21 protein-coding genes are annotated in these 21642 nt (G+C 37.0%); 5 read left to right on the forward strand and 16 right to left on the reverse strand.

Annotated features, from left to right (window positions below; all coding sequences use genetic code 11):
• Positions 1–318 precede the first annotated feature (318 nt).
• Together BM121_RS15885 and BM121_RS15890 are read left to right on the forward strand one after the other, a co-directional pair.
• Positions 319–1197: a GDSL-type esterase/lipase family protein gene (locus BM121_RS15885; RefSeq protein WP_091484637.1), complete on the forward strand. Its 879-nt coding sequence runs from the start codon at positions 319–321 to the stop codon at positions 1195–1197.
• Between the two features lie 12 nt (positions 1198–1209).
• Entirely contained in the window at positions 1210–1815 is a 606-nt protein-coding gene (locus tag BM121_RS15890) for a YpmS family protein (protein WP_091484638.1), read from the forward strand.
• Positions 1816–1861: 46 nt separating this feature from the next.
• Here BM121_RS15890 and BM121_RS15895 read toward each other — a convergent pair whose 3' ends face one another.
• From BM121_RS15895 to BM121_RS15935, 9 genes are all read right to left on the reverse strand, one after another.
• The gene (locus BM121_RS15895) at positions 1862–2503 is read right to left on the reverse strand and encodes a response regulator (RefSeq protein WP_091484639.1); all 642 of its coding nucleotides are present in this window, start codon (positions 2501–2503) and stop codon (positions 1862–1864) included.
• A complete protein-coding gene (locus BM121_RS15900; protein WP_091484640.1) occupies positions 2503–3537 on the reverse strand; it encodes a sensor histidine kinase in 1035 nt (344 codons plus the stop codon). Before BM121_RS15900 ends, BM121_RS15895 begins: the two co-directional genes overlap by 1 nt.
• Positions 3534–4253 (reverse strand): cell wall-active antibiotics response protein LiaF, encoded by a 720-nt coding sequence (gene liaF / locus BM121_RS15905; protein WP_091484641.1) that lies wholly within the window; start codon positions 4251–4253, stop codon positions 3534–3536. Before liaF ends, BM121_RS15900 begins: the two co-directional genes overlap by 4 nt.
• Before the next feature lie 148 nt (positions 4254–4401).
• A complete protein-coding gene (locus tag BM121_RS15910; RefSeq protein ID WP_091484642.1) occupies positions 4402–5031 on the reverse strand; it encodes a PspA/IM30 family protein in 630 nt (209 codons plus the stop codon).
• A 23-nt stretch (positions 5032–5054) separates the two neighbouring features.
• Positions 5055–5363 (reverse strand): lmo0954 family membrane protein, encoded by a 309-nt coding sequence (locus tag BM121_RS15915; protein ID WP_091484643.1) that lies wholly within the window; start codon positions 5361–5363, stop codon positions 5055–5057.
• Positions 5364–6151: 788 nt separating this feature from the next.
• Positions 6152–6745, reverse strand: a complete 594-nt coding sequence (locus BM121_RS15925) for a DUF3889 domain-containing protein (protein ID WP_091484645.1) — start codon at positions 6743–6745, stop codon at positions 6152–6154.
• Between the two features lie 164 nt (positions 6746–6909).
• A complete protein-coding gene (locus BM121_RS15930; protein WP_091484646.1) occupies positions 6910–7479 on the reverse strand; it encodes a hypothetical protein in 570 nt (189 codons plus the stop codon).
• A gap of 327 nt (positions 7480–7806) precedes the next feature.
• Positions 7807–7980 carry a hypothetical protein gene (locus BM121_RS22160; protein WP_175495463.1) on the reverse strand — a complete coding sequence of 58 codons (174 nt, stop codon included), beginning with the start codon at positions 7978–7980 and terminating at the stop codon, positions 7807–7809.
• A gap of 224 nt (positions 7981–8204) precedes the next feature.
• Entirely contained in the window at positions 8205–10370 is a 2166-nt protein-coding gene (locus tag BM121_RS15935; RefSeq protein ID WP_091484647.1) for a DNA topoisomerase III, read from the reverse strand.
• Positions 10371–10652: 282 nt separating this feature from the next.
• Here BM121_RS15935 and BM121_RS15940 point away from each other — a divergent pair, with 282 nt between their 5' ends.
• Together BM121_RS15940 and BM121_RS15945 are read left to right on the forward strand one after the other, a co-directional pair.
• Positions 10653–11768: a YibE/F family protein gene (locus BM121_RS15940; RefSeq protein WP_091484648.1), complete on the forward strand. Its 1116-nt coding sequence runs from the start codon at positions 10653–10655 to the stop codon at positions 11766–11768.
• The gene (locus BM121_RS15945) at positions 11765–12532 is read left to right on the forward strand and encodes a YibE/F family protein (RefSeq protein ID WP_091484649.1); all 768 of its coding nucleotides are present in this window, start codon (positions 11765–11767) and stop codon (positions 12530–12532) included. The genes BM121_RS15940 and BM121_RS15945 overlap by 4 nt, the downstream gene beginning before the upstream one ends.
• 26 nt (positions 12533–12558) lie before the next feature.
• Here BM121_RS15945 and BM121_RS15950 read toward each other — a convergent pair whose 3' ends face one another.
• The 4 genes from BM121_RS15950 to BM121_RS15965 form a co-directional block, all read right to left on the reverse strand.
• The gene (locus BM121_RS15950; RefSeq protein WP_091484650.1) at positions 12559–13077 is read right to left on the reverse strand and encodes a redoxin domain-containing protein; all 519 of its coding nucleotides are present in this window, start codon (positions 13075–13077) and stop codon (positions 12559–12561) included.
• A gap of 240 nt (positions 13078–13317) precedes the next feature.
• On the reverse strand, positions 13318–14433 hold the full coding sequence (gene ftsW / locus BM121_RS15955; protein ID WP_091484651.1) for a putative lipid II flippase FtsW: 1116 nt from the start codon (positions 14431–14433) through the stop codon (positions 13318–13320).
• Between the two features lie 12 nt (positions 14434–14445).
• Positions 14446–15609, reverse strand: coding sequence for a rod shape-determining protein RodA (gene rodA, locus BM121_RS15960; protein WP_091484652.1), 1164 nt, complete (start codon positions 15607–15609; stop codon positions 14446–14448).
• 15 nt (positions 15610–15624) lie between these two features.
• Complete coding sequence (locus BM121_RS15965) at positions 15625–16233, reverse strand: helix-turn-helix domain-containing protein (protein ID WP_091484653.1); 609 nt, start codon at positions 16231–16233, stop codon at positions 15625–15627.
• 225 nt (positions 16234–16458) lie between these two features.
• Between BM121_RS15965 and BM121_RS15970 the strand changes: the two genes are divergently transcribed.
• Entirely contained in the window at positions 16459–17115 is a 657-nt protein-coding gene (locus tag BM121_RS15970; protein WP_091484654.1) for a YczE/YyaS/YitT family protein, read from the forward strand.
• Positions 17116–17633: 518 nt separating this feature from the next.
• On the opposite strand, the gene BM121_RS15975 is transcribed toward BM121_RS15970, so the two are convergent.
• Genes BM121_RS15975 through BM121_RS15985 form a run of 3 tightly spaced genes read right to left on the reverse strand, consistent with a single transcriptional unit; the run spans position 17634 to position 21598 of the window.
• Complete coding sequence (locus BM121_RS15975; RefSeq protein WP_091484655.1) at positions 17634–19859, reverse strand: alpha-galactosidase; 2226 nt, start codon at positions 19857–19859, stop codon at positions 17634–17636.
• 12 nt (positions 19860–19871) lie between these two features.
• Positions 19872–20702, reverse strand: coding sequence for a carbohydrate ABC transporter permease (locus BM121_RS15980; RefSeq protein ID WP_091484656.1), 831 nt, complete (start codon positions 20700–20702; stop codon positions 19872–19874).
• On the reverse strand, positions 20702–21598 hold the full coding sequence (locus BM121_RS15985; protein WP_091484657.1) for a carbohydrate ABC transporter permease: 897 nt from the start codon (positions 21596–21598) through the stop codon (positions 20702–20704). Before BM121_RS15985 ends, BM121_RS15980 begins: the two co-directional genes overlap by 1 nt.
• Positions 21599–21642: the final 44 nt, after the last annotated feature.

Genomic DNA, 21642 nt, shown 5'->3' on the forward strand with positions numbered 1-21642 from the left:
GTTATTTATCTCCCCAAGATAAATATATATACATAAGACCGCAGACCTTTTTAATGGTTTGCGGTTTTATTGTTGTGTTTACAGCATATTTTCCTATTTACCTTAAATTCTTTGTTGTGATACAATACATATCATTATACAAAACAAGCATTTTAATCCATTGAATTGCATAACCTTTAACACAAAGTATCTTACCACAAGAATGTAACGACAAGTGCAATGCGCAGGTTATGGCTTTTATGTTTTGCTTGTTTTCTTTTAACAATTATAAAAGACGGGTATAATCAAGTAAGAGACTTTTTAATGTAGGTGTTTATGATGAGCAAAAAGGTGTTCATTTTTATTATATTTATCCTCGCTGCTGGAACGGCTATCTTTCTATTGCTTTCCCAAACAGATACTAAGGAAACGACGGATTCTATTTCTCAACCTAACGAGGAACCATCAGAAGAGACAACCACAGAAGCAGAAACAACCGAAGAGCAAAAAGGTTCCATTACCGAAAATGTACGCAATGCAGTGAGGGAGGCACTTAACTTCTTCCAAAAAGATACACATATTACCGCAATTGGCGACTCCTTAACCCAAGGCATTGGTGATGAGGCAGGTAATGGCGGTTATATAGGGGTTTTAGATGAACGATTGGACGAACAAGATATCGACGTGACCTTTGATAACTTTGGCAAACGAGGGAATCGTACAGATCATTTGTTAAAAAGATTACAAGAGAAACCTGAGATTAATGAATCCTTAGAAAAAGCAGATATGGTACTCATTACCATTGGCGCAAATGATGTTATGCAAATTATGAAGGATAATTTTATGGACCTGACAGAGGAACCTTTCATGGCCGAACGAGGGCCTTATGGTGAACGATTATCACAAATAATGGATCATATTATTTCTGTTCAGCCGGAAGCAAAGATATATCTGCTAGGCTTTTTCAACCCTTTTGAGAAGTATTTTGGTGATATTGAAGCATTAAATCAGATTTTGACACGTTGGAATAATGAAAGCTTACAAGTTACTAATCAATATGAGCAGGTTGATTATATTCCGATGCAAGACATCTATCAATATGAAACAGAGAATGTCTTTTCAGATGATCATTTTCACCCGAATCACAAAGGATACAAATTAATGGCGGAACGTGTCATAACTTATTTAGAGAATGATCTACAAGAAGTTCAAAATTAAAGGATGACAATAATGGAAGAGAAAAAAATAACCAATTGGAAAAAGCTATTTGTTACCTTAGGTTCCATTAACATTCTCCTGATTGTCGGGATTGTACTTTTCATTTTCTGGCCGGTACCCGGTGCGGAACCACCAGAGAAAGTATTTCTTGAAGAGGAATCAGGGGCGGAATTTACGATCCGCTCAAGTAAAGATAACCTAAATGAGTTAGTTAATGCTTATATTGAGAAATTACCGAAGCCAGCAAACATACAATATTCACTCCGGCTAGATGAAGAAGTCCATATGATGGGGACTGTTGAAGCTTTCTCAACAGAAGTGCCAGTAAACATTTCGTTTGAACCGATCGTACAGGAAAATGGTGACATCATCCTCCAGTCTACCGGGATGTCCCTAGGATTATTACGCTTACCACAGGACCGTATTTTGCAATATGTTAGCAGTCGTGTAGAAACACCTGAATGGATTACGATCAATCCAAAAGAAGAACAAATTTATATCGCTATAACACAAATGGAATTAAGAAGTAATTTCCATATAAGAGCACAGCAAATTGATCTAGTAAAGGATAATATTTCTTTCCGTATTAAGGTGCCGAATAATACTTTAGGATTATAATTAGGCGAGGTAGACAATCCTTGCTTTTTTTGTTCACTATTTGGACCTAGCTACCATTTTCAATTAATCCGTTTTGATAGGCATAAACAGCCGCCTGTGTACGATCTTGCACTTCCAGCTTACTTAAAATATTGCTGACGTGGACTTTCGTAGTTTTTAGCGCAATAAACAGTTCGTCAGCAATTTCCTGATTGGTCTTTCCTTGGGCAACTAATAAAAGGATTTCCATCTCCCGTTTTGTTAAACTTTCATGTAATGCTTGAGAACTTCGACTACTGAATTTTGCCATCACTTTAGCTGTCACTTCTTTTTCAAGAACAGATTCGCCTGCATAGGTATCGCGAATGGCTTTGGCGATCACATCTGCTTTCGAAGTTTTTAATAGATAGCTTGTCGCACCAGCTTCTAATGCAGGATAGACTTTATCATCGTCAATAAAACTAGTAACAATTAAAATCTTCGCTTCCGGCCATTTATCAATGATCAGGCGTGTTGCTTCGATACCATCCATCCCATCCATAACTAAGTCCATTAAAATCACATCCGGTCTATGTTCCAGAGCTAATTCCACTGCTTTTTGACCATTATCCGCCTCCGCAATAACATCGATATCACCCTGTGTTGTCAAATAAGCACTCACACCGATTCGCACCATTTCATGATCATCAACAAATAATACTCGTATCATTATTTCTCACCTTCTTCACTGATTAATGGAACACGTACTTCTATTTTTGTACCTTCATTTGTTAGACTTACCATGTTGAGACGAGCACCAACTTCTGCCGCTCGCTCATATATATTAGTGAGCCCATAAGAACTTTCTTTTTTCTCCTCTACATTAAATCCGATACCATCGTCGACAATTCTCAGAATTAAAAAATCATCCCGTTCAATTAATAAGATATCGATTGCAGAAGCTTTAGCATGTCTTAATGCATTGGAGATAGCTTCTTGTAAAATTCGGAAGAGCTGATCTTCAATTCCCTTGTTCACTTTAATTTCTTCCAAACGCCAGGATATATCCATTGGTACTTTGGCGTGGAGCTCCTCCAGTAGTTGCTCCATTCCTTCATTTAATGATTTATCATTTAATAAGACCGGACGCAAATGCAATAGCAAAGCACGCATTTCTAATTGTGCCTGTTGAATCATTGCTTCGATTTGATGTAGTTGCTTAGTTGTTGTTTCTTTTTGCTCTTTATTAGATGCAATCACAGCAGAAACAAGCATAGAAGCAGCAAAAAGCTCCTGACTGACAGAGTCATGTAACTCTCTTGCTAAACGGTTTCGCTCTTCGGAAATAACCCGATTAATCGTCTCTTCCTGTGCACTTGCTCTTTCATCGATTAATTTCTGGGTCCGTTTTGTCTGATCTTGAATGTATTGCTGTACTTCTTTTAACCGACTGAGCACATGATTCATTTCTTCATAGGATACAGGATCTGAAAAAGATTGATTTTTAAGCAATCCGGTTAAACTGTTTTCTAAAAACTGAATACGTCGTTGCCAGATAGCAGCAATGATAATACCGATAATCGTACCAAAAAGAATCGTGACAGTCGGCAGCATAACGACAAATGGAATCTCTAAGACTTTTGTCGTCCATAGTAATTGCCAATTTTCGATTGGAAATGCCAGATAATAAAATACACTCAAAATGATGAGCAGGAACAATGCAAACATAGACCCAGTTGCGATCATTCTAGTATATAATTTCATCCTCTTCTCACCTCAAGCTTTCCAGCAATCATTTGGGTAAAGATTTTTACCCTTTGAGGTGAGCTATGATAGTCTTTGGTCTGTAGTTGAACGTGACGATTAAAAGCATTTTTCTCCTCATGATCAAATGCTTCGATATCACCAAATACGACAGAGTGATCAATCGTAACTTCTACATCATATGGAACAATAATGACAATTTTTCCAGCAAGGTGACGTATGACCATAATTGATTCTTCTTTCGGCAGCATCGTATCATTTAAATCGACTGCCACATCACCGAATGCTGATTGAATATTCAGGTCCTGCCAGGAGAAGCCGTTTTGAGTTGTATGGTATTTACCAAACCATTTATTTTGAATGACACGGTCCTCGTACAGTGTTTCTTCTGTCATATCAATATAGTTAGGTAGCGGTTGTTGCTCCTTTTGCTTCTGTTGGTACCAATGCCAGATCAAATAAATAATAATAGCAAAAATAAAGAATCGAATCACAAACGTATTGATAACAGCAACAAAAACAATGAATGCACCACCCCAGAAAAGCGTTTTACCAGTGGTGCTTTGAAAAGAACGTCTTCCGAAATACATTCCTACTGCCCCTAATGCAATAAGAAAAAGGAGGCCAGCATCCATAAAAATAAATTCTACAAGCAAAAACACACAACCGATTGTTAATAGAATCTTTAATAGATCATTATTTGGTTTTTTTGACATATGAGCAGGCCCCCTTTTGTGAATTTTTTATCGTTAACGAAAACTTTTTTTCGTCATTTCAATTAGTCATCTATGCTTAAATTTTACACTTTCCTAACATGTAATAAAAGGTGCAGGATTTTCTGCACCTTTATAGGATAGCATGTTTTTAGTTAGTTGTTGTAGCCTTTTTTTCTAATTCTTGAAAGCGTGCATCTAAAGTATGCAAGCGAGAATCTGTTTGGACACGTTGTTCAATGCGTTCAATGTAGCTTTCAAGCTCCGCAAATTTTGAGGCGCTTTTAGATACTAGTTCCGTTTCCAGCACTTTGTTCATCCCTTGTTTTGTACGAGCAATGTTTTCTCTGCTTCGTAATTCCAGTCGCTTTACATAAAGATCTTTTAATTTCTGTTTCATTTGGACGTATTTTGTCTCCAGCATTTCTAGATCTTTGACTGACTTATCGGACATTTCATTTAAGTGGGAAACACGTGCCTCGAATTGCTCTAAATCTGTTTTTGCCTCTTCCAACAATTCTGTTTCTTCCATTTCTTCTGCTAATTGGACTTGACGTTTACGTTTTTCGACCATCATATTTGCGTGGTTTAATTCTTTTGCAATATCCTGTTTTATTTCATATTGTTTCTCAACCAATCGCTTGATTTTCTTTACTTCTACCTCACACTCTCGGATGTACTGGTTAACGTGTGCGATCGGATTTTTCTCCTCTTTTCGATCCATTGCCTCATGTAAATCTGCCTTCACCGAATCTTTAATACGTGTAAATAGGTTTGACATGTTAAATTCCTCCTCGTTTTTATTTAAAGCTTGTCCCAATCTAAGTAATCCTGATGTTCTTTTTCTTCCTGATATTTTTTATAGCTGTAATATAGTACAACCAAAGCAACCACACCGATTAGTGCTGGTATGTTAGACAATGACATTGAAACACCGATTAAAATCACAATTCCCCAACCGACTTTTTTTCCGGTGGTATTCGCTAAGATAAATTGCTTCACACCGTAATAAGCAAGCACCACACTAATTACAAGCATAATCATCGGGCCTAGGTTTGCTAGTAAGATGATTGAGGCGATCACAGCTAAACTGATAAGTAGAAATGTTTTCAATTGCGTTCCCTCCTTCCATGTCTTAATAATAGCTTGTCTCACCGTTTTGGGTAATGGGCTGCAGATATATTTTAGACTAAGACCGGAGGCGTATTTTGTGTAAGACTAGGTTGGAATTATATATAACAATTCTAAAGAAAACCGGGCATTACACGCGCCCCTTCGGTGTTCTCACTAGATAAAAACTGCGAACCAATGAAAATTTCTATAGAGTGACTTTCTTCCATGTGGTATGTCACCGCTTCGGCAGAATACTTCGCTTTCCGGGGGCACGGCTTCAGCTTCCTCGGCAGAAACCCTCTGCCTGTGGGATCTTCAGCTCGCGCTATTCCCCCAGGAGTCTGCGTATTCTGCCTCCGCTGATAATGATTTTCTGATGATGAGATGATGAAAGGATAAAATCCATGAATATGCATCTCATGGATTTCTTCTCACTTAATTATAAAACCATATGAAGCTGCGGAAAAATACGACACTCCTGTGGGAAAGGAACAATCTGAAAACCCCCGTGATGCGCCTGTGTCTTCTAGTAACGCTTCGTAGTGTCCTTCCTCGGCGCAAGCAAGGGATCCAAGAAGCCCATTCAAGTAGTCCCCTGGCTGAAACATAGAAAACACTACGAAAGCGGATCTTTGCTTGAGTAGATGTTGCACTTGTGCCATTGGGTAAAAGGGAGTGTTTTTCCGCAGCGTTGGACTAACAATCATCTCCAACAAAATGGGAGAAATGACATCAAATTATTTGTCAAAAGATTATATACATTCAAAAAGAAAGGTGCTGATGTAGGGTTATCGTTCTTTTATATCAAAGGAAATAACGCGTTCTGTTGTCGGGTTGTATAATACAGTTCCTCTTACTGTTATCCTTTCCTGGGAGTTTTGTAAGGAATAATCATAGACTTCTCTTACTTGATTTTGTGCTGGTTGAGTTTTTTCCACAAAATTATAATCTCTCACATTATAATTTGGGTAAGCAGTCTGTATTACCCCTAATAAATATTTCCCCCATTTGACTTGCTCCAATTCCGGAGATGGTTGAAATTGAATAGAAAGTACACCTACAGAAGGGTTTGCACCTAATGCCTCAAATGCCCTGCGATGTAAATTTAATCTTGTCGCTGGTGCATTAGGCACTGTATCAACAACCGTAACAATAACTTCTCTAGCATTTTGCGGATTTCTTACTTTAATGGTTTGCCCACACTGATATCGAGAATTAGTGCTAACAGCCACTGTCATGTATTGATTATGAGACCACGGTATATTACATTGCATTACATTTCCGCCTTCTGTCCAAGTCGCCTGCCCATTGATCAAGTTTTGACGGATATCATCTGCATACATTTGATAATACGGATAACCGTAATGATAATATGGATACATCTTCTTTTCCTCCTAAACGTTTACTCAAGATATTCTATGAAAAGATAGGCAAATGTTGTAACAATTGGAATAGGGATAATAAAAATATCTAATGGAGAGTTTTTAGCCGAAAAAAAAGAGCCTTAATTAAGGCTCTTACAAAAATAGTAAAATAATAATTGCTATTAACTATAAATTTTATCCCATATAGGTGCTTTCACTTCAAAACCACCGTGTTGCAGTAGGTAGGCAGGCAAATCACCGTGATAAATTAACTCTAACGCTTTCCATTCTTTTAAATCTTGTGGTTTTACCAGACATGCCGGTTTCTCGTCGATATAAAGCCCTACCTCTTTTAAGATAGTAACGACAAACTCCGAACAGAAATAAGCGTGTTCCCTTTGCCATTCCAAATTAAAGAGGACACCGAATAATCCTAACAAATTATAGTGATATTGATCTGTTTCAGCTTCCATCTTTTCGATCCTCTGTTTTAATACATAATATGTATCATCAGGTATCGTTAATTGATAGATCGCGCATTTGGCATGGCTGAAAAAAGGAGTGCGTAAATTTTCTCTTACAAATCCGCCAATCCAAGGGTTATATGGATTCTTTCTCCCAAAGCTGTACACTTCTGTTAAAGATGAATCAAAAGCAATCGAGGCATGATTTAATGTTGACTTTGTACACAGATTAATCATTTGTGATAAAAACGTTCCCGTATCTGTAAAAAGAAGATAAACTTTTTTCAACTTCACCCCCTCCTTCCATCTCTTTATGATAGTTTGTCTTATCGGTTTGGATAATGGGCTGTGGATATATTTTGAAGTAAGACTTGAGGCGTATTTTTCAATTTTGAAACATTTATTTACTTTGATTTTCTTAGGTGGAAAAAAATACAATATAAATGTATTTTTACTATATTATACTTTTTACCAATGTGCAAGTGGGACTTGCCTAGAAAGTGTATAGGCTTTTCTCCATACTTAACAAACATTCCTTAAGAATGATTATTAATTTCTTAAAAAACAGCAAGGAACACCTGTAGTGACCCATGTTGTTCAAAATAAAACCTTTTTTCACATATTATATTTACGAAAAAAGAATGTGAAAAGTTTTGGTAGTAATAATATTTCAAAAAAAATTAGTACAGCAAATAAGAAGCGATTCTCTACTAAATAAGAAAGTATGACTGCGATTAACCCAGCAACTAAGCCTACTATGACAACTTCCGGGAATTTCTTCTGTCTCATTTGTTATACACCCTCATGAATATGTGCACCCCATTCACTCCCAGTGTTATTTGATCTGAGTAGTACAACAACTGCTACTGAAGCGACCAAAGTCCCTATCTGGATATAATTGTATGAAATATCCTGTATTTACTAATTTAAATTAGTTACCATCTACGTTAACATACAGATCAATTATTATAAAACCTATGCAAAAAGTGGCGGTTAGTTTCCGCCACTTTACTTTATTTTTTCTTCAATTTTGCAAGTGCGTCTGCTAATGCAGTGTTGGTAAAGTCTTCGTCCTGTTTGTTCATGTATTTATTCACATCTCGTTTGGTTGCTTTATTTTTCCCTTGTTTATCTTTTCGTTTTTGGAATGAGGATAGTTTTTCGCGATATCCACAAACACAGGAAAAGGCTTGTCCTTCTCCCTGTCCACGTAATTCCATTCGTTTATGGCATTTTGGACAGCGGGCATTTGTCTTCTTGGCAATCGGTTTACGCTCTCCACACTCACGATCCTGGCAGACAAGCATACGGCCTTTCTTGCCGTTGACTTCTAACATAAGCTTGCCGCACGTTGGACATTTCGTGCCCGTCATATTATCGTGTTTATACTTCACATCGCTTGATTTCACTTGGTGTACGACTTCTTTTGTATAGTCTTTAATTTCATTGATAAAAGCTGCTTTCTTCAATTGACCGTTAGCGATCTGGTTCAGTTTTTTCTCCCACTCAGCCGTTAACATTGGTGAACGCAAATCAGCTGGTACGAGGTCCAGTAACTGTTTACCTTTGGACGTCAGATATAAATACTTACCTTTTTTCTCGATGTAAAAGGTGTTAAATAACTTCTCGATAATATCCGCTCTTGTAGCAACAGTTCCTAATCCGCCAGTTGCTTGTAAAGTTTTTGTTGCGTGTTTTTCATTTTGCTCCAAAAACTTCGCCGGGTTTTCCATTGCTTGCAATAATGTACCTTCCGTTAAACGTTCTGGTGGTTTTGTTTCACCTTCGATCATTGATAAGACAGGTTTATCCCAGACATGTTTTTCTTTAATATTATTGATTTTTTGTTCGTCGTCATCATTTTCATCAGTGTTATAAACTGCTTTAAAGCCTTGATCGATTACATTTTTTCCAGTAGCTGTAAATGTTTCTCCTGCTATCTCTGCAGTTAACTGTATGTGCTCAAATTGAAAAGGCGGTAGCAACACTGCTAAGAAACGTTTAATAACCAGATCATATATTTTTTGTTCCTGATCTGATAGCTTCGATAAATAAACCGGCTCCTCAGTCGGGATAATAGCATGGTGATCAGAAACTTTGGTATTGTCGACAAATGATTTGTGTGCTTTAATCGGTTGTTTTTTAATTTTGTTTGCTGCCGTTGCGTAAGGACCTACTCCACAGCTTGCAACTCTTTCCTTTAATGTTGGTACAATATCTGTGGAAATATATTTAGAATCAGTACGTGGATAGGTCAATACTTTATGCTGTTCATAAAGCTTCTGCATAATCGATAATGTTTGTTTCCCCGAAAAACTAAATATCCGGTTCGCATCCCGCTGTAAATCGGTTAAATCGTATAATGTTGGTGCATAGCTCTTTTTGTTTTTTTTGTCGATATTAGTGACAGTTAATGGTTTGTTTTGCAACCGAGTTTGGAGCTCTTTTGCCTTTGATTGATCAAAAGAGCGCGTTTCTCCCTTGGCATTTCGCCATGTTAAGGTGATTCCGTCTTTTGTACGTGCTTTGATTTGATAATATTTTTTCGGGTTAAATTGCTTAATTTCTTTTTCCCTTGAGGCGATCATCGCCAATGTCGGTGTCTGAACACGACCACTTGATAACTGTGCATTAAATTTGGTTGTTAATGCTCTTGTCGCGTTTAAGCCAACATACCAGTCCGCTTCTGAACGTGCGACTGCTGCTTGGTATAAATTTTCATATTGCTTTCCTGGCTTTAAGTTTTGAAAGCCTTGTTTAATGGCTTGATCTGTTACGGAAGATATCCACAATCTTTTGACAGGCTTGTTCGCTCGTATTTTTGCCAAAATCCAGCGAGCTACTAGTTCACCTTCTCTTCCTGCATCTGTTGCGATCACTATCTCGCTAACGTCTTTACGTATCACTTGGCTTTTAACTGCTTGGAATTGTTTGCCTGTTTTTTTGATCACGACTAAATTCAGTTGATCTGGCAACATTGGCAATTCGTCTAGCTTCCATGTTTTATATTTATTATCATAGGCTTCTGGATCAGCTAATGTTACTAAATGACCAAGTGCCCAAGTTACAATATATTTTGTTCCTTCAAAATAACCGTTTCCTTTTTTGTTACATTTCAATACTCGTGCTATGTCACGGCCAACAGATGGCTTTTCTGCTATTACTACTGTTTTGCTCATTGATTCCAACCCTTCCTAATGCTTCACTCCTTCTACTTTAACATAATAATTCAAAATCGACACTTGCCTTCTCTTCTGACCCTGTTAATAGATAAATGTAGAATAGACGATGGAGTAAGACAAGAATGAAGATCAGCTATCGGAGATTGGTTTTGAATGACACAAGACAGAACTGTTATAGCTCCCCCTCTCGAAAATCATCTTCCTTCTAGGATTATCTTTTTATTAAATCGTGTTATCATAATAGAATCGTATACTTATCATTTGTTGGAGTGATATAACTTGAAAACATGGATACAAAAACAAACGAAAAAGCAGCTTTTTATATACTTTTTGATAGTGGCAAGCTTTATCGGATCGATTATTTTTGTCAATTATAATCATGCATTCTACGACCAGCCGATTGCCAAAGTGACAGGAGCTACCGAAACGGACAGAACAGAAACAGTTGATCAACATCAAAATCAAGATATTACTGTTACTCAGCAAATAACAGCGACAGTAAAAAACGGTTCATACAAAGGGGAAACTATCGACATTACCAACGAATATTCGGGCTCACATGCCTATGACCATGCCTTTCAGCCTGGTGATGAAGTATTTGTAACAATTGATGATTCCACATTTACTGGAACCATTGAAAATGTAAAACGTGATAAGTATCTCATCTTAGTGGCATGGCTTTTCATCATTGTTTTGCTGGCAGTTGGTAAAAAACAAGGCCTTTTATCGGTTATCAGTTTAGCTGTGAATGCAGTGATTTTGTCATTCGCACTGGATATATATCTACAAAACTCCGATATCAGTCTACTGATCATTTGTGGCATTAGCATCGTGCTTTTTACCGTGATATCGTTACTGATGGTTAATGGCATGAATGAAAAGACATACACAGCGATTATCGCGACCTTACTAGGTACATTAAGTTCCTTGTTGATTGCCTATCTAGCTTTATTTGTGACAGGTGAACAGGGATTACGCTATGAAGAAATGTCATTTCTCAGTCGAAATCCGCAAACTGTTTTTATGGCAGGTCTGTTGATCGGATCATTAGGGGCTGTGATGGATGTCGCCATCACGATGTCATCTTCTATTTTTGAACTCTATGAAAAAAATAACCAGATAAATTTGAAGACGCTCAAAGCTTCTGGCATAGATATCGGAAAAGATATTATGGGGACGATGACCAATATATTATTTTTTGCCTATGTAAGTGGTTCGATTCCGATGCTACTTTTATACTTCAAGAACGCATCACCACTCGGATTCACATTATCGATGAATCTTTCTATTGAATTAGCACGTGCTTTAGCAGGTGGCATTGGTATTGTACTGACGATTCCTATTGCTATCTATACGTCGATTTTCTTTATTCAGAGAAAGAGGGCGAGAACATGAATGTATTAGTAGTTTTATCGATCATATTATTTGTGTTGATGGCTATTGTCGGTGGAAAAAAAGGGGTGAAATCGTTTATTGCCTTATTTTTAAATTTTGGCGTGCTTATTATTACGATTTTAGTGATGAACGATCCCAACGCCAATCCAATTTGGTTAACACTAGTGGCATGTGCTTTCATTAGTGCAATCAGTCTTTTTTATATCAATGATGTTAACAGTAAAACGACAATGGCCTTCTTTTCTACCATTATTACGCTTCTGATTCTATTCTTTTTCATCATTATCATCACTGAAAAGTCGATGATTCAAGGATTTGGCGCAGAAGAATCGGAAGAACTGATGACCTTCTCCTTATTTATCGGAATTGATTTTATAAAAGTAGCTGCGTCCGTGATTATAATGAGTACGATCGGAGCGATTGTTGATACAGCTATTTCAATTACCTCACCAATGCGGGAAATTCATCACCATAACCCGATGATCACCAGAAAAGATTTATTTCTGGCAGGGATAAGGATCGGCAGAGATATATTAGGCACAAGTACAAACACACTGTTCTTTGCTTTTTTTGGAGGTTATATGGGGCTGCTGATATGGTTTAAAGATTTGTCTTACTCATTTAGTGAAATTATTAATGCCAAGGTATTTAGTGACGAAATGATTACCATCTTCACGGCTGGAATGGGTGTTGCCCTCGTAATTCCGATTGCTTCTTGGATGACTTCCTATTACCTTGTAACAATAGGAAACAAAAAGAAATAGGCCACGAAGTTAGCTTGTGCTTCGGCCTATTTCAATTTATTATATTCCAGCATCATCTGATCATAATTAAGCTGACCAAACACATAAAACTGAATGATACCATCAGAGTCAATCATATAGGTAGTAGGAACAGGGCGGATTTGGTAACGATCCCCTACGATATTTTTCTTATCCAATGGTATTGTAAATGTTAAATCATACTCTTCTACAAACGGATCAATATCCTCCATATTAGATTCTGTTTTCGTCAAATTAATCGCTAAAATATTCATCCCAGTATCCTGATAAAACCTTTGCATATCTGGCATTTCTTCCCGGCATGGCGGACACCAAGTTGCCCAAAAATTAAGCATTACCGGCTCACCACGATAATCCGATAATTTCACTGTTTCACCACTCCATGTTTCCAATTCAAAATCCGGAGCCATGTTTCCTATTTCCAAACCGATATTATCTGCCTCTGTAACCTTATTATCTGTTAGAACATCGACAACGACCCAAGCTATCATCGCAAGTAAAACGGCACTAAAGATCCATTTTTTCATCGTAGACCTACCTCCATTACGATAATATGTATATCCTTAAGAAACGCCGATCATGACTAAAAGTTTATATATGGTGAAAAATAAAAAATAGTAGTTTGTTTTATTGTTTACAATAGTCTGATATTTTATGCTTCCATTTTAGTAAGTATATGTTTTTCTTTAGCCTTTCAGTTCCACGATAAGACTCCTTTTTAATGCCGTTCTTCAGTAGGATGATAGAGTATAAAAAACAAGAGAGTCTCAACCCTCTTGTTCAACATTTTTATTAGAAGAGGCGGAAATGTTCAATAGAATACCCGCAGATACCATTGTTATCAGTAATGATGAACCACCATAACTAATAAAAGGTAATGTAATACCGGTAATTGGTAGCATCCCCAAAATCGCACCTAAATTGATAATAGCTTGTACAATGATTTGAAAGGTAATACCGATTGCTAACAGCTTACCAAATTCATCTCGCGTGTTTATTGCAATACGAATCCCTTTCATAAAAAGAAAGAAATAGAAACTTAACACGGCAATAACACCTAGCAAGCCTAACTCTTCCGTTATAATTGACATAATAAAGTCTGTATGTGCTTCTGGTAAATAACCGAGCTTTTGAACACTTCCTCCTAATCCGTTTCCTGTAATTCCGCCTGTATGGATCGATATATAAGAATTCACTAATTGATATCCTGTACCTTGCGCATCAGCAAAAGGATCGAGAAAAGATGTAATCCGTTCTATCCGATAGGGGGACATCATTGCAAAGAAAACAAATACCGATACCGCTAAACTTCCTAGTAAAAATAGATGACGAAATCGAATGCTTGTGAAAAACAAAATCATAACGCAGGAAAATAGTATAAGTGTTGCAGAACCTAAATCTGGTTGCCTCAATAACAAACCAAATATAATTGCCAAGATAATAATTGGCGGGATAACTCCTTTACCGAAATGCCCGATATAGGCTTCTTTTCGACTATAAAAATAGGCGAAATAAATAAGCATTGCTAATTTTGCAAACTCAACTGGTTGGAATAAAAAACCACCGATTGAAATCCATCTTGTTGAAAAATTACGCTCCACTCCGACTCCAGGTATCAAAACGAGAACCAAAGTAGCCAAAGTAAGCATTACAAATAAAGGACTTAATTTCCCATATACTTGATAAGGAATTACAATAGCACCTATTAAAAACAAACTGCTGATAACAGCCCAAAATAACTGTCTGTGAAAATAGTATTCTGCGTTATCAAACTGGATATATGCATAAGGATAGCTTGCACTATATACCATTACGATACCAAATATTACGAATAACAAAAGGACAATGAATAATGTTAAGTCTATATTTCTCATGCGTTTCATCGTATACTCCCCTTATGCAGCCAAATCATTCTCTGACGAAAACATATAATCCTTAGACCGCGCATAAATACTTTGAACCAAACCTAACGCAAGCATATTGGTGATTAACGCACTTCCACCATAACTAATAAAAGGCAGTGCAATTCCTGTTACAGGCATTAAGCCAATCGTCATCGCGATATTCTGGAAGACTTGAAATGATATGAGTGTAGTGATCCCAACACAAATATAAACACCGAATAAATCATCGGTTTTTAACGCAATAGTTATGATGCGGTAAATGAGTAAAAAATATAGGACGATTAAAATACTTGCACCAATAAATCCAAATTCTTCACCTATTACAGCAAAAATAAAATCAGTATGTGCTTCAGGCACACGACCACTTTGGACTTGATAACCTTGGTTAAATCCTGCTCCTGTGAATCGTCCTGCTCCAATCCCTAACACAGCTTGTTTTAATTGATAGCCATAATCCATTGTATATTCGGTAGGATTGATCCAGCTGTAAATTCGCCCTAATTGATGCGGCTTTAAAAAAGTAGTTATCCATTCCTCATGTTGAGTAAATAAATATATTAATAATCCAGTGCCCGAAATAAGTACCGAAATAACACAAGCAACCATTTTATTGCCTATACTCGACATAAATAATAGACCTAGAGCTGCCACTGCAATTAAAAGAGCAGATCCCAAATCTGGTTGCCTTAGAATCAAAATAAACGGTATTCCCAAAACAATAACGGTTTTTAGAACAAGTGGAATACTTTTGAAAAAGGATAATCTTTCTTTACCAACTTTTTTATAAATCGATGCTAGATAAAGAACTAAAAAAATCTTCATTAATTCGGATGGTTGCAGATCCATAAACCCAAGGTCTATCCATCTTTGAGAACCATTCCGCTCAACACCAAAAAAACGAACATAAATAAGTAAAGAAATCCCCAACATATATAAATATATCGCCCACTTTTCAAGCAAGTCATAATCAAAGTAGGCAACCGCAATCATGATGGCGATACTGATGATGTACCAAATAAGCTGTCTCCTGGCAAAATGAAATGATTGTCCATCTGTGTACTGACCTGTACCACTGTAAACAGCTAACAGACTAATCACTAATAAGCCGATTAAAATAAAGAATATAAAATAATCGAATGTGGGTTTCTTTGTCATTTGTCTCGTCCTTTTTTACTGCTTCATTGATAAAGATTGCATAACGTACTGTACAGCTAATGCATCATCTAAATACCCTATAGGAAATAAATAATCCGGAATCATATCCATCGATGCTATAAAGTAAAATAATGCGCTTCCTATCAATAAAAGATCGTTTTTAGATGCTTTCTTTTCTTTAAATATTTGATACATAGACTCTAACTGTTGTATATACGGACCTTGTCCACCTAATGCATCCATTTTTGACCTGAATTTGTGCAAAATAGAATTTCTACCTTCTACTGTGCTACTTTCTCGCTGATACTCTTGTAAACTTTTCTTCAACCTTTCAGCTGAAAAATCTTTTACAGGCAATTTCATTTGCTTGATTAGAGCACGTACATGTTGAAAAGATACTGGCTGGTTTGACTCGCTACGTTCATCAGAACTTACTAAGTCTGATAAAGGAATATGTAAACTTCGTGAAATTGCTTTTAGATGATCTAATCTGGCTTTTCTCTTTCCATTAATAATTCTAGAGATCGTAGAAACGTTAATTCCTGTTTCATTTGCCAATTGACGCATGCTTTTGTTGCTTTCTTTTAATGCTTCTTTTATGAACGTCGCATAATTTGTTGACATATTTAGACCACCTCTTTTAAAACCTATATTTAAAGATAAAGGAGTGTTGACATTTTGTCAACACTCTGCTGAACTACTTTTAAATCCTGATAATTAAACAGTTTTCCTGACATTTTGACCTATCTATATCTAAATATTTCCGCTATAATATGTTTTGGACAACTACTATTTTAAAATATGAAAGATTTGATCTTTTTAAATATAGATAACAAAAGGAGACACAACATGAAAGCGATGACATGGAGAAGATTTAATATGGTGCTTATTGGTAACTTGTTTATCGGGATTGCTGTCGCACTGTTAAGAATTAGCGCTTTGGGGACAGATCCTTATTCAACATTAAACCTTGGAATAAGCGGATTTTTAAGTATCTCATTTGGCGTTTATCAGTTGATATTTAACCCCCTTTTACTTGTGGTTGTATTTCTTTATTATAGAAGTTTAATTGGCATCGGGACTATTGTGAATATGGTGGGAATTGGCTTTATATCTGATTTTATTGTCTTTGGTTATGGCATCTTCTTTGATGATATGTCTATCCTTGCCATTCGCATTGCTTTAGTAGCAATAGCTGTTATTTTTGCAAGCTTGGGTGTTGCTTTATATATTACGCCGAACTTAGGAATTTCACCGTATGATGCGTTAGCTTTCGTAATTGAGAAGATATCCAAAAATAAAATATCTTTCCCCATTGCGAGGATTACAACGGATATTCTATGTGTGGCAATCGGTTTTTCATTTGGGGCAATAGTTGGAGTAGCAACGATTATACTCGCCTTTTTCACCGGTCCATTCATTCAATTTTTCCGCAAACGCGTAGCTGAACCAATGCTGGCACATGAGAAAGCACCAAATGTTACACCTGTAGCAGCACATAAATGATTAAAAACAAGCCTGCCTAGCTCTGAATCGAAATCGATACAAACTGTGAACTAATGAAAATTCATTTTTAGTAAGATGTTCTTCCATTCTTCTGGAGAGGACTGCTAATTTCGTCGCTGCGGAAAAATACTCCCTTTCACCCAAGGGCACAAGTACAACATCAACTCAAGCAAAGATCGCTTTCGTAGTGTTTTCTATGCCGTCGGGGAACGCCTCAGCCTCCTCGGCAGAAAACCACTGCCTGTGGGGTCTTCAGACTGTTCCTTTCCCACAGGAGTCTCGCATTTTTCCGCAGCTTAGAGTAGGTTTTCTAATGAAGGGAGAAGAAATCCCAAAGATGTATATTCCAGGGATTTTATCCTTTCAATCATCAGTGAATCCTTACCAGCGTAGACAGAATACGCAGACTCCTACGGGAATAGCGCGAGCCTTGGGTGAAAGCGAAGTATTCTGCCGAAGCGTTTCCCAGCACTCACCATCAAAAAGGATCTCTACTTAAAAGCAGAGATCCTTTTTGATTATATCTTATGAAGTACCAATAGGCGGGAGTGGAAGTCACCGGTTACTTCATGTTCATGGTGTTCAGTGAATCTTTCGTGATCTAATGGTATACCAATTGCCATTAATTCATCTCCATGATATACGCCTTGATATCCATCGATTTCATAGCTTCCCTCTGGGTCTAACCCCTTCAGTAATAGACGCTTAAAACCTGGATTTGGACGGGATAACACTTGATAGTCAGCCGCTACGGCCTTGGACTTATCTTTTGATACAGAAATCCATGATGTGCGATTACCGTCTTTTTCAAACGGACTATGGATACGATGAAATGTACCGAATTGGAATACTTCCCGATGTTTTTTGAAAAATGCAATTTGCTCTTTCATTTCCTGTTTTTCTTCTTCTTGCATCCTTGTCACGTCTAATTCGTAACCAAATGCGCCAAAGTACGCTACTTCTGCTCTTGTTTTAAGACTTGTATAACGACCCACCTGGTGGTTAGGGACTGCTGATACGTGTGCCCCCATCGAACTTATCGGATACACAAATGACGTACCATATTGTATCTTCAAACGTTCTACTGCATCCGTATCGTCACTTGTCCATGTTTGTGGTGCATAGTACAACATACCAGGGTCAAATCGGCAGCCACCGCTTGCACAAGATTCAAATAAAATCTCTGGGAATTCGGATGTTAAACGTTCATATAAATCATAAACACCCAATATATACCGATGTGTTACTTCGCGCTGACGATCGACAGGTAATGTAACCGAACCAATCTCCGTTAAATAGCGGTTCATATCCCACTTCACATAGGAAATAGGCGCATCTCGTAAGATGTCAGCCATCATATGATAAAGTGCGTCCACCACTTCTTCACGCGAAAAATCTAGCACAAACTGATTACGTCCATGTGATTGATTACGATGTGGTACATGAAGGATCCAGTCAGGATGCTCCTCATACAACTTACTTACTTTCGACACCATTTCAGGTTCAAACCACAAACCGAAATCCATTCCTAAATCAGTAATCTTCTCAGCTAAGCCAGTTATTCCATTTGGTAGTTTATCATAGTCAACGAACCAATCGCCTAATGACGTTGTATCATCATTACGTTTGCCGAACCAACCATCATCCAGTACAAATAGTTCGACACCTAAGTCTTTTGATTGTTTCGCCATTTCGACAATTTTTACTTCATCAAAATCAAAATACGTTCCTTCCCAGTTATTTGTTAAAATTGGTCGTGCTTGATCACGCCATTTGCCTCTGACTAAACGTTTTTGATAAAGATGGTGGAAATTCTGACTCATCCCATTCAAGCCTTGATTAGAATATGTCATGACTACTTCCGGAGTTTGGAAGCTTTCGCCTTCTTCCAACACCCAATTAAAGTCAAAAGGATTTATTCCTAGACTGACACGTGCAACATCTAAATAATCCACTTCTACTTGGGCAAGAAAGTTGCCACTATACACTAAGCTGAAACCATAGACCTCACCTTGATATTCATTCGTGTCTGGTCGCTTCAGTGCAATAAACGGATTGTGCTGGCTGCTGCTAATACCACGAGTACTCGAGATATTTTGGATTCCTTCCTCCAATCTCCGTGTTTTAATATGTCGTTCTCTGCTCCATGCTCCTGATAACTGCACCGTTTCATAATCTGAGTCGAAGAAATCAATATTTGCACTCATCGCTCGTGTTACATTGAGTTTCTGCTTGCCATCATTTTTAAATTTGGCACTGCGAACGATCGCATCTTGCTCTTCAAAAACAGAATAAAGTAACAGCAATTCTGCATCGATTTCGTCATCATACAAAGTAATTTCCACTGTCTCTACTGGATCACCATTTTCAGCATATGTGGCAGGTAAGCCAACCAATTTGGGCTTACCTTTATAAACCTTGTGACTTTTATATTGAAAATCCGTAATTCTGCTGCCGTTCGCTTGCAGCACTTGGAATGCTGGTTCACGGAAATCGGTTGTACCATAAGATGGATATTCCTGTTTTGTCTGTTCTAATGAAAAAGTCATATCCCCATCTTTTAAGTAGGTAATATTGGAACGAAATCCTGTTTCCAGATAATGTTGAAAAGAAGCTTTATGTTTCACTTTTTTACCATAATATAAATGACCCAGTTGTTCATTTTCTAAAATCGTAAAAATATAGCTAGATTGATTTGTTTGTAAATGGAATTCTCTTGTTTGTTCATTATAGTTAATTGTCATGTTAATACTCCTTTATCCTTTTACTGATCCTGATGCTAAGCCTTTAATAAAATATTTTTGTAAAAATAAAAACAGAATAACCATTGGCAGCATTGCTATAATAGCTGCAGATGCTACGAGATTTAAGTTGTTTGTATTTTCACCAAAGAACCCCGATAATGCCACTGTCATCGTTTGTACCGATTTATCTTGTAAAAAGAAAATCGCAAACTGATAATCATTCCAAATAAATACACATGCAATGATCAAAATGGAAGCTGTAACAGGTTTTAATAGCGGAAACACAATACGAAAGAAAATACTCATTGTACTTGCACCATCAATTCGAGCTGCTTCTTCTAATGACTTTGGTATTGTCGATCGGATAAAACCGGCATATAAGAATATTGTTAACGGTAAATAGGCTGCCACATTGTTAAAAATGGCTACCTCATGTGTATTCATTAGCCCAATGCTCACTACTAATTGATACAGTGGTACTAACGCTGCTAATGGCGGCACCACCATTATCGCAATGAAAAACATATACATAAATTTATTTAATTTCGTTTGTCTTCTTGCTAAAGGATAGGATGCAAGAGAACCTACGACAATTAACAGTATTGCTGCAAAGAACGTTATAATCATTGTATTCAACAGCGCATTACCGAGGTTTGCCTGTTCCCAAGCTTCACTGAAATTAGCCCAATTTATTTCTGTAGGAAAAAACCATTTAGAGCTGAAGTCACCTTTTGCCTTTAATGCAGTTGTTATTAGAATATAAAATGGTATGAGATGTAAAAGTGTAATAACAAAGGCTAACATCGATAACATTGTTTTTTTTCTTTTAGATGTATAATTCATTATGCCTCCACCTCCTTACGTCGGAAGTACACAAGCGCTGATAAACTTAAAATTAAAATAATCACCATCATTAAAACACCTTGAGTTGCTGCATACCCTGCATCTTGTCTAGAAAAATACAAGTCATACATAAATGTAGACATCGACTGAGATGCATTACCAGGACCACCGCCTGTCAGTGAAATGATAACATCGAATAATTTTAAACCACCGATAATGTTAATTACCATATTAATCGTTATAGATGGCATTAATAATGGTAATGTGATGTTTTTAAACTGTTGAAAAGACGAAGCGCCATCAATATCAGCTGCTTCATAAAAGTCCTTTGAAACGCTTTGTAGACCTGCTAAATATATGATCATTGCTATTCCGACGAATTGGAAAGTATTTACGAATACGATAATCCAAATATTTAAGTCTGAATTTCCTAATGCATTAATTTGATCCATCCCTAATGCCATAAGGACATCATTTAATGCACCACCTTGGTAAGCAAAGAAAAAATACCAAATATATCCCATTATTAATGGACTGATAATAACGGGTAAATAAACAATGGTACGCGTTACGGCTTTAAATTTGATACTTTGATTTAAAAGCAATGCATAAGCTAAGCCTAAAACATTTTGAAACACTGTACTACCTATCCCGTATAATAGTGTATTTCTTACAATCGTCCATGTATCCGGATCTGTAAGCATACGTGTATATTGTTGCAAACCTATAAATTCATACATTTGCGAAAAACCATTCCAGTTTGTAAACGAAATCCGAATCCCGTTTAAAAATGGATACACAATAAAAAAGGCTACAAACAGGAATGCCGGTAAATACATCCACCAAAGTGATGAATTTTTTTCTATTTTTGCAGTCTTTCTGGTGCTTAAACTCATCGCTATTCAACTCCTATTATGAACGAGCAGGGGGATAATTCCCT

Source organism: Gracilibacillus orientalis, from assembly GCF_900114645.1.
Classification (GTDB): Bacteria; Bacillota; Bacilli; order Bacillales; family Amphibacillaceae; genus Gracilibacillus; species Gracilibacillus orientalis.

What these genes read in the sequence shown, in the direction of transcription:
- BM121_RS15895 (WP_091484639.1), bottom strand. Translation starts at nt 2,503, where the DNA reads ATGATACGAGTATTATTTGTTGATGATCATGAAATGGTGCGAATCGGT.
- BM121_RS15970 (WP_091484654.1), top strand. Translation starts at nt 16,459, where the DNA reads ATGAAAGCGATGACATGGAGAAGATTTAATATGGTGCTTATTGGTAAC.
- BM121_RS15975 (WP_091484655.1), bottom strand. Translation starts at nt 19,859, where the DNA reads ATGACAATTAACTATAATGAACAAACAAGAGAATTCCATTTACAAACA.
- BM121_RS15980 (WP_091484656.1), bottom strand. Translation starts at nt 20,702, where the DNA reads ATGAATTATACATCTAAAAGAAAAAAAACAATGTTATCGATGTTAGCC.
- liaF (WP_091484641.1), bottom strand. Translation starts at nt 4,253, where the DNA reads ATGTCAAAAAAACCAAATAATGATCTATTAAAGATTCTATTAACAATC.
- rodA (WP_091484652.1), bottom strand. Translation starts at nt 15,609, where the DNA reads ATGACAAAGAAACCCACATTCGATTATTTTATATTCTTTATTTTAATC.
- BM121_RS15965 (WP_091484653.1), bottom strand. Translation starts at nt 16,233, where the DNA reads ATGTCAACAAATTATGCGACGTTCATAAAAGAAGCATTAAAAGAAAGC.
- BM121_RS15885 (WP_091484637.1), top strand. Translation starts at nt 319, where the DNA reads ATGAGCAAAAAGGTGTTCATTTTTATTATATTTATCCTCGCTGCTGGA.
- BM121_RS15910 (WP_091484642.1), bottom strand. Translation starts at nt 5,031, where the DNA reads ATGTCAAACCTATTTACACGTATTAAAGATTCGGTGAAGGCAGATTTA.
- BM121_RS15985 (WP_091484657.1), bottom strand. Translation starts at nt 21,598, where the DNA reads ATGAGTTTAAGCACCAGAAAGACTGCAAAAATAGAAAAAAATTCATCA.
- BM121_RS15945 (WP_091484649.1), top strand. Translation starts at nt 11,765, where the DNA reads ATGAATGTATTAGTAGTTTTATCGATCATATTATTTGTGTTGATGGCT.
- BM121_RS15935 (WP_091484647.1), bottom strand. Translation starts at nt 10,370, where the DNA reads ATGAGCAAAACAGTAGTAATAGCAGAAAAGCCATCTGTTGGCCGTGAC.
- BM121_RS15900 (WP_091484640.1), bottom strand. Translation starts at nt 3,537, where the DNA reads ATGAAATTATATACTAGAATGATCGCAACTGGGTCTATGTTTGCATTG.
- BM121_RS15925 (WP_091484645.1), bottom strand. Translation starts at nt 6,745, where the DNA reads ATGTATCCATATTATCATTACGGTTATCCGTATTATCAAATGTATGCA.
- BM121_RS15890 (WP_091484638.1), top strand. Translation starts at nt 1,210, where the DNA reads ATGGAAGAGAAAAAAATAACCAATTGGAAAAAGCTATTTGTTACCTTA.
- BM121_RS22160 (WP_175495463.1), bottom strand. Translation starts at nt 7,980, where the DNA reads ATGAGACAGAAGAAATTCCCGGAAGTTGTCATAGTAGGCTTAGTTGCT.
- BM121_RS15950 (WP_091484650.1), bottom strand. Translation starts at nt 13,077, where the DNA reads ATGAAAAAATGGATCTTTAGTGCCGTTTTACTTGCGATGATAGCTTGG.
- ftsW (WP_091484651.1), bottom strand. Translation starts at nt 14,433, where the DNA reads ATGAAACGCATGAGAAATATAGACTTAACATTATTCATTGTCCTTTTG.